General features: G+C 39.6%; 15 protein-coding genes. 10 read left to right on the top strand and 5 right to left on the bottom strand.

Annotation, left to right across the window (positions count from 1 at the left end; all coding sequences use genetic code 11):
* Positions 1–2: 2 nt before the first annotated feature.
* Positions 3–968: an ion channel gene (locus tag P176_RS0118175; protein WP_026756042.1), complete on the bottom strand. Its 966-nt coding sequence runs from the start codon at positions 966–968 to the stop codon at positions 3–5.
* 30 nt (positions 969–998) lie between these two features.
* Complete coding sequence (locus P176_RS0118170) at positions 999–1,517, bottom strand: DUF3124 domain-containing protein (RefSeq protein WP_037349048.1); 519 nt, start codon at positions 1,515–1,517, stop codon at positions 999–1,001.
* A 187-nt stretch (positions 1,518–1,704) separates the two neighbouring features.
* Here P176_RS0118170 and P176_RS20160 point away from each other — a divergent pair, with 187 nt between their 5' ends.
* From P176_RS20160 to P176_RS0118135, 7 genes are all read left to right on the top strand, one after another.
* Entirely contained in the window at positions 1,705–2,709 is a 1,005-nt protein-coding gene (locus P176_RS20160; RefSeq protein ID WP_051605563.1) for a T9SS type A sorting domain-containing protein, read from the top strand.
* Between the two features lie 252 nt (positions 2,710–2,961).
* Entirely contained in the window at positions 2,962–4,434 is a 1,473-nt protein-coding gene (locus P176_RS0118160; RefSeq protein WP_026756040.1) for a T9SS type A sorting domain-containing protein, read from the top strand.
* A gap of 202 nt (positions 4,435–4,636) precedes the next feature.
* Positions 4,637–5,221, top strand: a complete 585-nt coding sequence (locus P176_RS0118155; RefSeq protein ID WP_026756039.1) for a TetR/AcrR family transcriptional regulator — start codon at positions 4,637–4,639, stop codon at positions 5,219–5,221.
* A 1-nt stretch (position 5,222) separates the two neighbouring features.
* On the top strand, positions 5,223–5,900 hold the full coding sequence (locus P176_RS0118150) for an NAD(P)H-binding protein (protein WP_026756038.1): 678 nt from the start codon (positions 5,223–5,225) through the stop codon (positions 5,898–5,900).
* 11 nt (positions 5,901–5,911) lie between these two features.
* Positions 5,912–6,544: an NAD(P)H-dependent oxidoreductase gene (locus P176_RS0118145; RefSeq protein WP_026756037.1), complete on the top strand. Its 633-nt coding sequence runs from the start codon at positions 5,912–5,914 to the stop codon at positions 6,542–6,544.
* 49 nt (positions 6,545–6,593) lie between these two features.
* Positions 6,594–7,754 carry an iron-containing alcohol dehydrogenase gene (locus tag P176_RS0118140; RefSeq protein ID WP_026756036.1) on the top strand — a complete coding sequence of 387 codons (1,161 nt, stop codon included), beginning with the start codon at positions 6,594–6,596 and terminating at the stop codon, positions 7,752–7,754.
* Between the two features lie 9 nt (positions 7,755–7,763).
* A complete protein-coding gene (locus P176_RS0118135; protein WP_026756035.1) occupies positions 7,764–8,570 on the top strand; it encodes a type 1 glutamine amidotransferase domain-containing protein in 807 nt (268 codons plus the stop codon).
* A 159-nt stretch (positions 8,571–8,729) separates the two neighbouring features.
* Here the strand turns inward: P176_RS0118135 and P176_RS0118130 are convergent, their stop codons facing one another.
* Together P176_RS0118130 and P176_RS20485 are read right to left on the bottom strand one after the other, a co-directional pair.
* Positions 8,730–9,563: a DUF5694 domain-containing protein gene (locus P176_RS0118130; RefSeq protein ID WP_026756034.1), complete on the bottom strand. Its 834-nt coding sequence runs from the start codon at positions 9,561–9,563 to the stop codon at positions 8,730–8,732.
* Between the two features lie 48 nt (positions 9,564–9,611).
* The gene (locus tag P176_RS20485) at positions 9,612–9,779 is read right to left on the bottom strand and encodes a hypothetical protein (protein ID WP_156033161.1); all 168 of its coding nucleotides are present in this window, start codon (positions 9,777–9,779) and stop codon (positions 9,612–9,614) included.
* A 230-nt stretch (positions 9,780–10,009) separates the two neighbouring features.
* Here P176_RS20485 and P176_RS0118120 point away from each other — a divergent pair, with 230 nt between their 5' ends.
* Positions 10,010–12,433, top strand: a complete 2,424-nt coding sequence (locus P176_RS0118120) for a TonB-dependent receptor (protein ID WP_026756033.1) — start codon at positions 10,010–10,012, stop codon at positions 12,431–12,433.
* A 57-nt stretch (positions 12,434–12,490) separates the two neighbouring features.
* Entirely contained in the window at positions 12,491–13,627 is a 1,137-nt protein-coding gene (locus P176_RS0118115) for a PepSY domain-containing protein (RefSeq protein ID WP_026756032.1), read from the top strand.
* A gap of 33 nt (positions 13,628–13,660) precedes the next feature.
* On the opposite strand, the gene P176_RS0118110 is transcribed toward P176_RS0118115, so the two are convergent.
* Positions 13,661–14,236: a hypothetical protein gene (locus P176_RS0118110; protein ID WP_156033159.1), complete on the bottom strand. Its 576-nt coding sequence runs from the start codon at positions 14,234–14,236 to the stop codon at positions 13,661–13,663.
* A 226-nt stretch (positions 14,237–14,462) separates the two neighbouring features.
* On the opposite strand from P176_RS0118110, the gene P176_RS0118105 reads away from it, so the two are divergent.
* Entirely contained in the window at positions 14,463–15,524 is a 1,062-nt protein-coding gene (locus P176_RS0118105; RefSeq protein ID WP_026756030.1) for an NAD(P)/FAD-dependent oxidoreductase, read from the top strand.
* Positions 15,525–15,659 lie beyond the last annotated feature (135 nt).

Genomic DNA, 15,659 nt, shown 5'->3' with positions numbered 1-15,659 from the left:
AATCAATCAAAACGCACTTCATTCAACTCAGCCTTCTCGGTACTGCTGATGCCACTGACATCTACCGAGACTCTTCCATTTTCATGAGACATCAAATATTTGAATTTCTCACCCCATTTGATGTCATTGAATTTATAAGACGATCGGGAGTAGACCGATTGGGAAAAGGTTTCGTCAAAAGCTTTAATGACCACGATGATCTCCAGATCTCTGCGGAACAGGTCTTCAACACTTAACTCCTGAAACGGACTCTCTTTGGTGATGGGATGCACGATGGTCCATACCGCAGGAAGAAACACCACTTTAGAACGTTCGAGATCTAAAGGATAGAAGTTTCTCAGTTCAGAATTTTCCCTTAAAATAGAGAGCGAGACCGAAGCCTCTACCTCAAGCAGCTGATTGCCGTGCGGGTTCACCACGCGAAACATAAAACCGTTGATGTCTTTATAAGGCGCCATTACCGCATAATCACTATACTTAAGTTTGGCGGCAGGTTTCGAGAATCGGCCATAGACCATCCCTGTGGCCAAAGCAAAGCCTAAAAGCCCCATCATAGATTCTGTAGCCGCTACAATGTTTGCCAAAATTCCTGTAGGGGCTACCTGCCCATAGCCAAGAGTGGTAATGGTTTGGGCACTAAAGAAAAAAGCCTCGGTAAACTGTTCAAAAGGTGTGACCCCATAGATTCCCGTGAGGTGTTCAACGCCAATGATCATGTAAATGGACGCAAAGAGCAGGTTCACACAGAAGTAGGTAGAGAGTATTAAGCCTAAAAAACGTGGCCAAGACATGGACACCAGTGTATGGAAGAAGTTGATTTTTTCCAGAAGCGGTACATTGTCTTTTTTAATGTTGAAGGATCCATCCTTGTTCAATACTCGATAATGCCCAGATGTGGCTTTCTCACCAAGGCCAAAGTCGTCAAACTGCTCCTTCTTATATGCTTTTGCTGTTTCCTTTAAATCCATTACATCGATTACAATATATAGGCTAAACGATTACTTGATTCGAACTGCTTGTGTGGCGAAGGACAACCCTTGTTGGCCCATGGTAGAATTCATGATGCCCTCAAATAAAGGCTGCGGCGTGCCTGCAGGGATTTTCCATTCAAAGATAAAATTAGATCCAGTGCCTCCGGTGATATCTACCTCATCAATAATGATTTCGGTAGTTTCTAAAGGTGCTAAATAGATGGGGTTGTCAAAATAGGTACGCACGGGTTTGCCATGGGTGTCAAAATATTCGGCTTTTAGGATATAAATGGTATCTGAGATGCTCGTATTTCTTAAGCTCACCATAGCCGTAAGGTTATGGGTTTTATGTTCTGAGGTGCTGTAAATTTGAGAATAAATGGAAAGGTAGGATGTGCCAGACTCCAAGGAATCCTTAGCAGGCACAGTGGTGGTGCGTTTGGACCAGTTTTCGGGATGTATAGAACTCATCTCTCTCCCTTCATTACAACTACAGATGAGGAGTATGAGGGTACTTAGAGTTAGATACTTTAGTGTTATTTTCATAAGATTTTTTGTGTTGCCGCTAATTTACGGATTTATTAGCTTTAAAACAGGGTGTATACATATCGCTTTTCTTATTGCAACACGGCGTTCTTTTTTGAAAAAATCGCGTTTGAGACCTGAAAATTAGCAGCCTATGTGTTTTTAAAATGACTACATTTCAGCCGTTTAACCTGATCAAAATTTGTATATGGAATTTAAAAAATTACTTTTTGTTTTTGTTTGTGCAATTGCTTTAAAAAGCCAGGCACAATCTTACAGTTTTTTTATTGCTACCGCAGAGTATAGCAACTTGACGGGGAGTACGTCTTTAAACGGTACTGCCACTTGGGATGACCCAGCGTTCATTATTCCTGTTGGCTTTGACTTTGAATATTTTGGTGTGCCCTTAAGTACGTTCTATCTTTCTGAAATTGGACTTGGTGGCTTATTAGTCAATGTACCTAATGATTTTGGCTTTGTGTCTATCTTGCAACCCTACGGCGCTGATATTATAGACAGGGGCTATGATAGTGAAACGGGTGGGACTCCAACGGGCTCACTCTCTCCGATCTCCTATAAGTTGGAAGGAACGGCGGGTAACCGTATTTTAAAAGTGGAATGGAATAATGTTGGTTTTTATAGCGATGTTGAAGTCAATGGAGCGGCGAATAGCAATTTCACCAATTTTCAATTATGGTTGTTTGAAGCAGATGATAGTATTGAAATACACTTTGGCCCCAATAATATTACCGACCTTGATTTGGCCTTTGATGATCTTGGCGGTTCTTCGGTAGTTTTAGTGGAGTCGATAAACTTTGATACTGGTGCTTTGGGAGATAGTGGAGCGATTACCTTGATCGGTTCTCCAACAAACCCAAGCGTCTCTGTAGTTACAGACACTGATGACATTGAATTTGCAGTATTAGATGGTGTGATTCCTAACGGAACCGTGTATCGTTTTGAACCTTCCAATTTAAGCGCGGCTGGTTTTGAGCGTATGGCTTTCAAATTGTTCCCTAATCCTTCAAGCGATGTGATTAGCATTACAGGCTTAACCCAAACAGAAGCTTTTAGCATTTATGATGTTATGGGAAGAGAAGTCATGCAAGGTGATCTTCAGCCTAAGAGCAGATTAACTATTGAAACCCTTTCCAAAGGACTTTACCTTATGGAATTCTCAAATGGAAACACGTTTAGGTTTCTAAAGCAGTAACTTAAAATGCTTTACTTATAGTGAAGGTTCAGTTTATGTTTTTCTTAGCGCTTTAAGATAAGCCTATCATTTAAGTCATTAAAGACGCCTATTTCCAACGAAATAGGCGTCTTTTTTTAACCGCTATCTTTTCCTGAAATTTTAGGTCTGGATTCAAATGGCTTCAACTATTTCCTACAGAAAAAGTGATTTTAACAGCACACATCCTTGCTTATTTTTTAATTTTAGAAAAAACTTTAAAATTTCAATTTTATGACACAACGATTACTCCATTTATTTTTAACCTTCGGCATCATTACCGTGGGATTTGCACAAGACTATACCACCCCAAATACCGGGATGATTTATAGCTTAGATGATCTGGTAACAGAGAGTCCGAGTACGATGTCGGTTTCAGGAGCCACCTATACCATGGTGGGAAATATTACTATTTCTGAGAATGATACCCTTTTGATTGATTCTGATCTTACTTTAGAGATTGGCGCAGAGCTGTTGATCACGGTTTTTGGGACCTTTACGGTCACTGCAGAAGACGTTACTTTTACCGCCATTGATACCGCAGCACCTTATGAGGGTTTCAGGTTTGAGGAGTTTTCTGAGGTGGACATTCAAAATTCCACTATTCAATACGGTGGTGGTCTGCGTGTGCTCACCGAAACCTTCACCCTTAACAATTGTACAGTAACCAATAATGTTTCTGGCGCTGCTACAGGAAGTGTGATTGCGCTGTCTCGAGGCGTCGCGCAAATCACCAACAACAGCATTACCTTTAATGAAACCCCAGCCATTAGTTCTGGGGCTAACAATGCAGTGTCTGCTTATATTTTCAACAATTACATTGAGGGGAACAATCAGGAAAATTCCAACAGGCCCCAAATTAACATGGGTGCTACCATGACGACAGATACCTTAAAGATCATTCAGAATACCATTAAAGGAGATGTTAGTTTAACCAGTGTTGGAGGGATTGCCGTGGCCAATCTTGTTGGTGGCAATGTTAAGGCCATTATTGATGACAATATCATACAAGATAACCGTTACGGGATTACCGTGGTTGGAGGTAACTCTTTTGCTTATATAAGAGATAATATTATTGAGGATAATGATACGCAGAACAACCCTAACCTTGGCGGGAGTGGGATTTCTTTGAGCAATGGCTCAAACAGTATGGACGTTGTTGCCAGAGGTAACCAAATCCGTCGTAATTTATGGGGTATCACGGTGCTTTCTGGCGCTTCTATTAACCTTGGGGATGACGACGGGAATGCAGGTCAAAATGTATTCTCTGATAACGGCAATGGCGGCACCACTTATGCCTTGTACAACAACACCTCAAACACACTATCGGCCATGAATAATTGTTGGGATGAAGCCAACGCACCCATTACCCTTGAAGATGCAGAAGCGGTGATTGTTCACCAAGTAGACGATTCTAGCTTGGGAGAAGTACTCTTTGATCCTGTAAACTGTGTATTCTTGGGAGTGGATCCTATCTCTTCGGAAAATATTGCCATCTACCCTAACCCTACAGAGGGCAGATTATTTATCGCTAACAATTCCGAATTTAATACCTTAAATGTCTATACATTGGAAGGAAAGCTCATTTTTGAGAGCCCCTTAAACACCGGAACACAAGAATTGTATTTGGATCTCCATACCGGCATGTACCTTATGGAATTGAAAGGCGCCAATGTGGGACTGATTAAAAAGTTAATGGTGAACTAAGGTTTTAACCTAACACTTACATTTGCATTAAAAGCCCCTCCATTTTGGAAGGGCTTTTTTTATAGCAGCACAGATTCTAGATCTGCTCCTACCTCATAAAATTATACGTTTTTGTTGTTTATAATCTTTGCTTTTTAATGTTTTGTTAAAAAGAGAATGAACGTTCATTTTTGTCATACCTTTGTATCAGAATTTAATAATTATGGCCCAACTTCAAAAAAGTATAGACAAACGTAATGCACTGGTAAGAGCAACAATTCAATTGGTAAATGACAATGGTTTTCATGCCACCTCTATGAATAAGATTGCGAAAATGGCCAATGTGTCTCCGGCGACCATTTACCTCTATTTCGAAAATAAGCAAGATTTGGTCAATAAGACTTACATTGATGTCAAGGCAGAATACACTAAGTATGCTTTTGCGAATTATAATGAAACGATGTCTGTTGCAGAAGGTTTTGAAATCATTTGGAAACGTATCGCCGATTTCAAGCTTGAAGAATCTGAAAATGCCATGTTTCTGGCACAATGTGATAATACGCCCATAATTGATGAACCAAGCTTACAAGAAGGGATTCGACATCTACAGCCTCTACTCGATTTATGGGAACGCGGTAAAAAGGAGGGCATCATCAAGCCCTTATCCAACTACCTACTATATGCCTATGCCATTAATCCGCTCTCCTTTTTGATGATGTCTCAAAACAGAGGCGCATTTCAATTGGATAAAAATCAATTAGAAGACGCTTATCAAGCGGCTTGGAGCAGTATTAAAGTGCTTAAATAAGATGAAAAAAACAGCCATTATATTAGGAGCATCAGGTCTTACAGGCGGTTGTGTTTTAGACCAACTTGCTAAGGATGATCGTTACGATAGCATTAAACTGATCTCCAGATCAAAACTAGAGGGTTTACCTCCAAAAGTGACCCAGTATATTGGAGACCTTTTACAATTAGATCAATTTAAGTCTCACTTTACAGCAGATGAGGTCTATTGTTGTATTGGGACCACCACGAGCAAGACGCCAGATAAAGATCTGTATAGACAGATAGATTATGGAATCCCTGTGGCGGCAGCAAGATTGGTAAAGGCACAGCAAATTCCTAAGTTTTTAGTGATCTCTGCCATGGGAGCCGATGAGGAGAGTCGTATTTTTTATAATAGAACCAAAGGCGAGATGGAAGCCGATGTTTTAAAGCAAGATGTGAGGCACACTTACATTTTTAGACCCGCCCTAATTGGAGGGGATCGTGACGAAAAACGCACTATGGAACAACTGGGTTTACGTTTTTTTGAACTCCTTCAGCCACTGCTTGTAGGTCCGTTAAAAAAATACCAAATCATTGAAGCCGAAACCATCGCACGAGCCATGATTCACTTAGCAAATGATGCAAGCACTTCGGAAACCATCTTTAGCTCAGAAGCCATTAAAGCACAAGCAACAAAAACAACAACCAACTTATAAAATAACATACAATGGAATTATTAGATAAACTCAACTGGCGTTATGCTGCCAAAGCCATGAACGGTGAAAAAGTAGCCGAAGCTAAAATTGATCACATTTTAGAAGCTGCACGTTTGGCGCCTACCTCAAGTGGCTTACAGCCTTTTGAAATTATAGTGATTAAGAATCAAGATATTAAAGAACAAATTAAACCAGTAGCTTGGAACCAAAGTGTGATTACAGACTGTTCTCACCTACTCGTTTTTGCTGCTTGGGATACCTATACGGCAGATCGCATCAATTACATGTTTGATTTGACCAACGAGATTCGTGGCTTTAAAAATGAAGGTTGGGAGAATTACAGACAGATGCTGCTTAACTCTTATCCGCAAAAAGATGCCGAAGAGAATTTTAATCATACGGCAAAACAAGCCTACATCGCGTTTTCTCAAGCCATTAGTGCAGCGGCCTTTGAAGGTGTGGATGCCACACCTATTGAGGGGTTTGACCCAGACGCCGTAGATAAGATCTTAGGACTTCGTGAAAAAGGACTGCGCAGTGCCGTTTTATTGCCTTTAGGCTATAGAAAAGAAGAAGACGATTGGTTGGTGAACCTGGTTAAGGTAAGAAAACCAATGGACGAATTAGTCACAGTCATGGAGTAATTCTCTTTTTGAGTGCACATCACAATTACAAACCAAAAACAAAACAACAATGAACAATTTTGAATTTCATAACCCGACCAAAATCATATTTGGAAAGGACACGATAAAACAACTCGACAGCCAAATCCCAAAAGATGTCAAAGTATTGCTACTCTATGGTGGCGGCAGTATTAAGAAAAATGGTATTTATGATCAGGTGAAATCCGCTCTATCGGCATTAGACGTTGTGGAGTTTGGTGGGATTCCCGCCAATCCGGAATATGCAAAATTGATGGAAGCGCTCAACGTTATTAAAGACGAGAAGATCACATATTTATTGGCCGTAGGTGGCGGATCGGTGATTGACGGGACCAAGTTTCTCTCGGCAGCCGCTTTATATGATGGCGATACCCCTTGGGATATCTTAACCCAAAATATAAGAACAGAAAAAGGCATGCCTTTTGGTACGGTTTTAACCTTACCTGCAACAGGTTCTGAAATGAACTCAGGATCGGTAATCACGAGAGAAGAGACCCAAGAAAAACTCGCTATGGGCGGACCTGGATTGTTTCCCGTGTTCTCTATTTTAGATCCTCAAGTCATTACCTCTATCCCCGAGCGTCAATTGGCAAATGGATTGACCGATGCATTTACCCACGTTTTAGAGCAATACATGACTTACCCGATTGGTGCTTTATTACAAGATCGTTTTGCCGAGAGCATTTTACAAACACTTATTGAAGTAGCGCCTCGGGTGTTGAAAGATCCAACAGATTACAAAGCAGCCTCTAATTTTATGTGGAGTTGTACGATGGCCTTAAACGGCCTCATTCAAAAAGGTGTTCCAACCGATTGGGCGGTACACGCTATGGGTCATGAACTCACCGCTTTATTTGGAATTGATCACGCCCGTACCCTAGCCGTTATTGCGCCGAGCCATTACAAATTCAACTTTGAGACTAAGAAAGAAAAACTAGCCCAGTATGCAGAACGTGTTTGGAATGTTACCGAAGGCAGTACCGATGATAAGGCTTACGCAGCCATAGAAAAAACGGTAGCCTTCTTTCATGACCTAGGCATTGATACTAAGTTATCAGATTACACCAAGGACTATGAAGGGACTGCAGAAAAAATATCAAAACGCTTTACAGACCGTGGTTGGAAAGGATTAGGGGAACACCAGTCCTTATCACCAGATCAGGTGGAAAAGATTGTAAAAATGGCCTATTAAGCCGTAGTTATGAGAATTTTTCCATCATTAGCCATAGCGCTCACGATCCTTACAGCATCCAGCTGTAAGCAAACGACAAAAGAAAGTTCTTCTGAAAAGGTTTCAGAAGACACCACAACTATAAAACAAGACAAAGACATGAATGTATTATTTGTATTAACATCTCACGATCAATTGGGAGATACCGGAAAGAAAACAGGATTTTGGGTAGAAGAATTTGCTAGCCCATATTACACCTTATTAGATAAAGGCGCACACATTACCATTGCGACGCCAAAAGGAGGCGCTGCACCAGTAGACCCAACCAGTGATGCTCCAGATGCGGCTACAGAAGCCACTAAGCGTTATGATAAAGACGAACAAGCGCAGGCACGTATTGCCGACACCAAAAAATTATCGGATATGAATCCAGATGATTTTGACGCGGTGTTTTATCCAGGAGGTCACGGTCCATTATGGGATTTGGCCAACGATAGCACTTCTATTGCTTTAATAGAAAAATTCTATAGCCAAGATAAGCCCGTAGCATTTGTATGCCACGCCCCTGCTGCCTTAAAAGGCGTTAAAAACAGTGATGGGACGCTGTTGGTGAAAGGTAAAAAAGTGACTGGATTTTCAAACAAAGAAGAAGCAGCCGTAGGATTAACCGATGTTGTGCCATTGTTGGTAGAAGATATGTTGATTGAAAGTGGCGCTAAGTATTCTAATGGCGACAACTGGGAACCATATGTGTTGCAAGATGGTCTTTTGATTACAGGCCAGAACCCAGCATCTTCAACCGGAGTTGCTGAAAAATTATTAGAAGCTTTAAAATAATCCCTATGTAATCCCTATTGATTCATAGCCAAAAGCCTGTAGACTTCGTGTTTGCAGGCTTTTATTTTGGTCTCAGCTGTTCATTCGTTTTCTTATCTACGCTTTGTTTCTCATAGTCATAGGGCCGAAAACTATTCAAAACTTAGACATTGATAGGATTTATTGCTCACTGGCATACTGGGTATAGTCACTCGCATTTTCCAGTGTATATTTTGAACTGTTTGCTATAAAAATATCAAAATACGCTGTATGAGTTGCGCCCATCACAATCAATACTCTATCCGCTTTGGTCACTGGGATGTCTGAGAAATTGGTATACATTCTTAAGTTGCGTTTGTAAAACTCTGCAATAACATCTGCCCCTTCAAATTGATCTGGTGTATGCATTGTGGCTAATACATTATAAAAATCAAAGGTGGCCATTTTAGCGGCTTTGGTATTAATTTCTTCAAACTGTTCCAACAAGGGTTTCTCATTCAACTGTTCGTAGTACGTCATGGTTTGTTGAACTTGTAGGCTGTCTTCCGCATTCTGATTGGCTATTTGGATTAAGCTGGGGTAGTCAAAACCAATAGGGTTATCAATGCCATAGATGGTTTTGGTACCACTTAATCTAGCAACTTCCATCGCTATGACGTTGACCTCTTCGGAATAATTAATTCTGCTGGTGCGATCGGTCTTATAGTTTTGATAGGTCTCGTTCATGAACTCAGTGCTTTCCGGGGGAATTTCAACACAGATAATGGTGGGTTTAAAGGCCACCAGCTCATCTACTATCTTTTTAATTGCTGCTTTAGATTGCGGGTTGTTAACATCTGTAATTGAGGCATAAGCGTCTGTGCTTCCGCTAAGATGAATGGTCCCAAAGTTCAATACAGGGATGCCTGAGGTCTCTGTTGCTTTTATTGGTGATTGTTTGGGGGTATCCTTCTTAATTTCCGAATTACAGGATAAAACGAGTAGCGTTAATACGCTTATAAAACATGTCTTCATAACTATTTAAAAATTGAAACGGAGTGATTTCATCTGCTGCTAAATTAATTATTGTAGGTGTTCCATCGGAATCAAAATCCCATTAATTTGAGATGCTTTTTTTGACCCAGCAGTATCTCGTACCGTATCACTGTTATAGTCTTTTATTCTGATACCAATTGTTCCTGTTTCCGTAGATGTTTGATGCCGTTTGATCTCATGGGTTTGCTCAATCATTTTGATTATAAAATGAGATGCAACTCAGGTTATGTTAGACAGTAGTCGTGTTTCAAGCAGCGTTTTAATTATCAATGGTAGGTTAGATAATATATGAACTACAGTAAAATGAGGCATTCAAGCTGTTAGGATTTATTATTTAGATTTGTTCTAGATAATTTGGATATGTAAAAGCACATAGATACTTTTGCCAAAAATAATCTATTTATACTAAGTCTAAATAAAAACTAATGAATAAACCAATTCTTATCGTCATCTTTTTATTGCTAACCCATTTCGCGTTTTCACAGTCTGGTAGTGTCATAGGTAGCGTAACAGACCAAACCGAATTGCCGCTAGAAGGCGTTAACGTTTTTTTGAAAAACACCAGTAAAGGCGTTCAAACCAATAACAACGGTGAGTTTGAATTAAACAAGATTGAGCCAGGAGAGTATACCTTGATGGTTACCTATTTGGGATTTAAAACCAGAGAACTATCTGTTTCTGTATCAAATTATCAGCGCACCAATGTCCCATCCATAGTGCTTTATGAAGGCAATGAGATTTTAAGCGAAGTTGTTATCGAAGGGGAGCGTCGTAATAAATTCTCCAGAAAAAAAACGGCTTATGTTTCAAAACTGCCTTTAAAAGATATCGAAAACACTCAAGTCTATAGTACTGTTACCTCAGAACTCTTAGAGTCTCTTGTGGTCACAAATTTTGACGATGCCTTGAAAAATGCTACTGGAGTTGAGCAATTATGGAATTCTACTGGTCGTGGTGGTGATGGCGCCGGTTATTTCTCGCTTCGGGGCTTTGCCGTTCAACCACAACTGGTGAACGGTCTACCTGGCATAACCAACGGAACAATTAATGCTGCAAACATTGAACGTATTGAAGTTTTAAAAGGCCCTTCTGCAACCTTATTTGGTAATGCGGTGAGTTCTTACGGAGGACTTATTAACGTGGTTACTAAGAAACCTTATGAAGGTTCTGGTGGTAGCTTATCATTTACTTCGGGAAGTTATGGCTTTAATCAAATTGTAGGGGACGTCAACACAGCCCTTAGCAAAAAAGATAATTTATATTTTAGATTGAACACTGCGTATACCACGAGTCAAAGTTTTCAGGACGCGGGATTCCGGAAATCCTTTTTTGTGGCTCCCTCTCTATCGTATCGCGTGAATAACAGATTGTCATTTTCATTTTATGGTGAAATTACACAAGCGGAGCAAACCAACCCTATGTTTTTATTCTTAAACCGAAGTGCACCCACCGTAGCTGCCAATCTTGAAGCATTGGATTACAACAATAAACTCTCATTTACAAGCAATGACTTGAGCCTACAAAATCCAACCCAGAACTATAGAGTTGAAATGGATTATAAGCTATCGGATTCTTGGCAATCACAAACCTTACTTTCTAAAAGTGTAACCTCAACAAAAGGCTATTATTCGTATTTATTTGATCACGGATTATTGGAAGGTAACACCTATACCAGATACATTAACAAGCAGAATGCCAATACACAAACCACGGACATTCAACAAAATTTTATTGGTGATTTTGAAGTCGCATCTCTAAGAAATAGAGTGGTTATTGGGTTGGATTACTTTAGTGCCACACAAACCGATAATGGTACTGGTTATGCCTTTTATGGCAACATTACCCCTAATGGTGGCTCTAATGGAGACAACCCTTTTACAGGGGAGGTGATAGAAAATGATATGTATCCATTGTCAACATCGGCAGTTGATGCGGTATTGGCATCACAAGCTGTCAACAATCTAAAATCAACATACAGTATCTACAGTGTTTATGCCTCTGATGTTTTAAATATTACCGATAACTTTTCAGCTATGGTTGGCTTAAGGTTGGATCATTTTGATAACGAAGGGGATTTGTCAAATCTTGAAGATGATTACGATCAGACGACCTTATCTCCAAAATTCGGACTTCTTTTTCAGCCCATTAAGAATAAGGTTTCTATTTTTGGAAATTATCAAAATGGCTTTACAAACGTAGCCCCACAATTGGTGGGTAATCCTGACGAAATTCAATCTTTACAAACTTTTGATCCAGAACAGGCCAACCAGATCGAGTTTGGGGTCAAGACCAACTTATTTCATAACCGTTTGAATGTTATCGTAAGTTATTATGATATCAAAGTGAAGGATCGTGTTATTACAGACCCCTCATCTCCCTTTAATAAAATTCAAGGTGGTGAAGTGGTGAGCAAAGGCTTTGAAGTTGAAATCAACGCCAACCCAATTAACGGTTTGAACATTAGAGCCGGATTTAGTAATAACGATAGCGAAACCACAAAATCTGATAATGCCGAAATCTTAAATAGAAGACCATTGGAGGCAGGACCAGAAACCGTTTATAATTTTTGGGCAAATTATGAATTTCAAGAAGGGTCTTTAGAAGGCTTTGGCGTTGGTGCCGGTTTTAATGGTGCAAGTGAACGCTTTGCAATCAATTATGCTTCTACAGGTGAGTTTATTTTACCAAGCTACACCATTGCAAATGCTTCCATCTTTTATCAAGCAGATCGCTATCGTTTTAGTCTAAAATTGAATAACGCTTTCAATAAAGAATATTATAAGGGTTGGACCACTATTACGCCACAGATGCCAAGAGCGTTATTAGCGAAAATATCATATCAATTTTAATTAGTCGAGTCAGAAAGCGCAGCTTTTTTTAGGCTGCGCTTTTTAAATATTTAAAAGATGACATTTAAGAAGGTTATATTTCAATTACACAAAATACTAGGCCTTGCCACCGGTTTGATTGTATTTATTGTAGCCATTACGGGTTGCTGTTGGGCTTTTAAAGATGACATAGAGAGTCTTTATGACGACTATAAAACCGTTATCGCACAAGATGCGCCCGTATTAACAGCTACGGAAGCCAGGGATCTTGCCGTTGAAGTATTTCCCAATCAAACCGTTCACGGTACGGTTTTTAAGAAAGGCGACGATGCCATTGAAGTGATTTTTTATGATGCAGCACCAGAATTCTATCAAAGTGTTTTCTTAAACCCTTATTCGGGAGACGTGATTCAAATCGATGACCACCTATCGGGATTTTTTGCATTTGTACTAAAGGGACATATACGTCTTTGGTTGCCTAAAGCCATTGGAGAGCATGTTGTTGGTATTTCCGTTTTAATTTTTATACTCATTATTATTTCAGGGTTTATGTTATGGCTTCCGAAGAAACGTAAACACCTAAAGCAACGCTTAACATTTGATTGGAAAGCGACCACCCGTTGGAAACGTAAAAATTTTGATTTGCACACCGTGGTTGGTTTTTACATTTGCACCTTGGCTTTAATTTTGGCTTTTACGGGATCTATGATGTCTTATAATTGGTTGAGGTATGGTGTTTATAAAGCTACAGGAGGCGAGAAAGCGATTGCTTTTACTATTCCTGAAAATAAAAGTGAACCGTTGGAACATGATAAGACTAGCCCAATGGATCAACTCATTGTAAGGCTTCATAAGGCATTACCGAATGCAGAAAGTTTTGAATTGCATTATCCCCACACTGAAGAGGAAAGTATTTTTGTTGAGATTTCGAAAAGTAAAGGCCTGATTTACGATTCCGATTATCGATTTTTTGACCAACATACATTACAAGAAATAGAAACACCAAGTCTTTACGGGAGCTATAAGAATGCTAAGGTCGCTGACAAAATTCAGCGTATGAATTACGACATACACATAGGAGCCATAGGTGGTATTGTAGGAAAGATTATTGTATTTTTAATCAGTTTACTAACCGCTAGTTTGCCTGTTACAGGAGTTTTATTGTGGTATGGTCGCCATTACAAAAAGAAAAAGAAACCGATTCAAGCGTCATAAATAGCCAGAGCTTTAAAACTAGGTTTTGAAGCCCTACTCCATCATCTTTTTCTTGCTTCCTTTACTGAGTTCATTCAAACTTTCTAAAATATCCTGCATCTTAGCCTTGTGGGTATCTTGTTTTTCACTTAGGGTCCAAGCAATGACCTGATAATAGTTGTCTTGACCTTCGTACATGCCGTAGGCATAATAGATTTGGATGCCCTCAATCTTAGAATCTACAGTAACAAACCGTGCTGGCAAACCGTTAACATTGTCCTCTGAAACTTCAGAAATGGTAGGATTGGTCAATGCGGTTTTCATATCGTCTAAGGTCAAGTTGGTATAACCCTCTATATCAGAAGTATAGGTTTCTGTTAAGTCATAATCTGTTAATACTTGATGAAATTCCTCTTTTGGCTCATCAATAACCACCACATAAAACTCTTTAAACAAATGTTGGTATTGAAGGGAGGCATCATCATTTAAATTAGAAGTTTCTGAAAGAAAACTAGGTAAAGTCAGTTCGTAAAGATTCTTTTTAGCAATGGTTTGTGTGTCTTGTTGATCGGCACAGCTGGCGCATAGCAAGGTTAGAGGTAGCCAAAGAAGTAGATAAAGGTGTTTCATTCGGTGTGAAGTATTGCAGAAGGTGTTGTCATTTTAGATCACAATTTAGTAAATACAATTGTAATGTTGAGTCGTCATCTATTTTGAGTGAGCATATCACAATGAAAAGCCTCTTAGAAAAAACCGTAATCCCTTACTTCTTTTTGACTTTCAAGATTAAAATCCGCAATTATTCAGTAAATACGGCATTTGTGACTATTTTTGTAGGGATCACAATATACATCACATGTTAGATTTTGCAGTAATAGGAGCGGCACAAGCAGGCTTGTCAATGGCTTATCACTTAAAAGCTATGGACAAGGATTTTATTGTTTTAGATGGTAAAGACGAGATTGGAGCTTCATGGCTGAGCCGATGGGATTCTCTAAAATTATTTACGCCTACCGAATTCAATCATTTGCCAGGGCTGGAATTTGATGCCCCGAAGGGCCATTATCCAACCAAATTTGAGGTGGCCAACTATTTTAAAAATTATGTGGATGTCTTCAAGATTCCGGTGCAGTTAAACACCTTGGTCACTTCCGTACATAAAACAGAAGACGGTTTTGAGGTGGTGCACAACGGTGGTAACATCTTGGCAAGAAACGTTATTGTGGCTACAGGACCTTTCCATATTCCCTACACACCACCCTGTCATAAGAGAATGGCTGATGACATTTTTCAAATGCACAGTAATAATTATAAGCGTGAAAAACAGTTAGAACAAGGCGATGCCTTAGTTGTTGGTGGTGGAGACTCTGGATATCAAATCTTAAACGAAATTTCTAAAGATGCCTCAAGAACAGTCTATTTTTCTGGAGATACCACTGTTAAGTCCTTACCCCAGAATTTTTTAGGAAAAACACTCTGGTGGTGGTTTACAAAGATTGGATTCTTGAGTTATAATAAGTACAGTTGGATAGGTAAAAGTCTCAGTTCTATAACCCAACCCGTAATAGGTACCGATGTTAAAGAAATTCTATCTAGAGAGAATGTCATCCCTGTAGGGAGAACAAAAGATGCTTTGAACGAGCAGATCATTTTTGAAGACCAAAAAGTATCTAGCATCAAAAACGTGATTTGGGCCACGGGCTATCGTCCTAATTTTACATGGATTGATGGTTTAGAGTTGGACTCTGATGGCTATCCTAAAAATTACAGAGGGGTAAGCAACATTGACGGACTCTATTTTATAGGGCTGCCATGGCTGTTTACGAGAGGCTCTGCAACTCTAGGCGGTGTCTCAAAAGATGCAGAATACTTAGCGACGGTGATTCAAGAGCAAGCAGAGAAGCGCGCCACGGCATAATGGCGTTTCGGTAAGCTTTTAAAATTAGTGTACGTTTTTTCTGAAATGAGCGCGAACACAAAAAACTAAACAAATGGGACATCAATGGATTGCATTCATAGCACTACTGATTTTTTTAATATTCATTTTTCTTTT

This window comes from Sediminibacter sp. Hel_I_10, from assembly GCF_000688335.1.
In the GTDB taxonomy this organism is placed as follows: domain Bacteria; phylum Bacteroidota; class Bacteroidia; order Flavobacteriales; family Flavobacteriaceae; genus Psychroserpens.
This window is presented reverse-complemented; position numbering and strand designations above follow the sequence as displayed.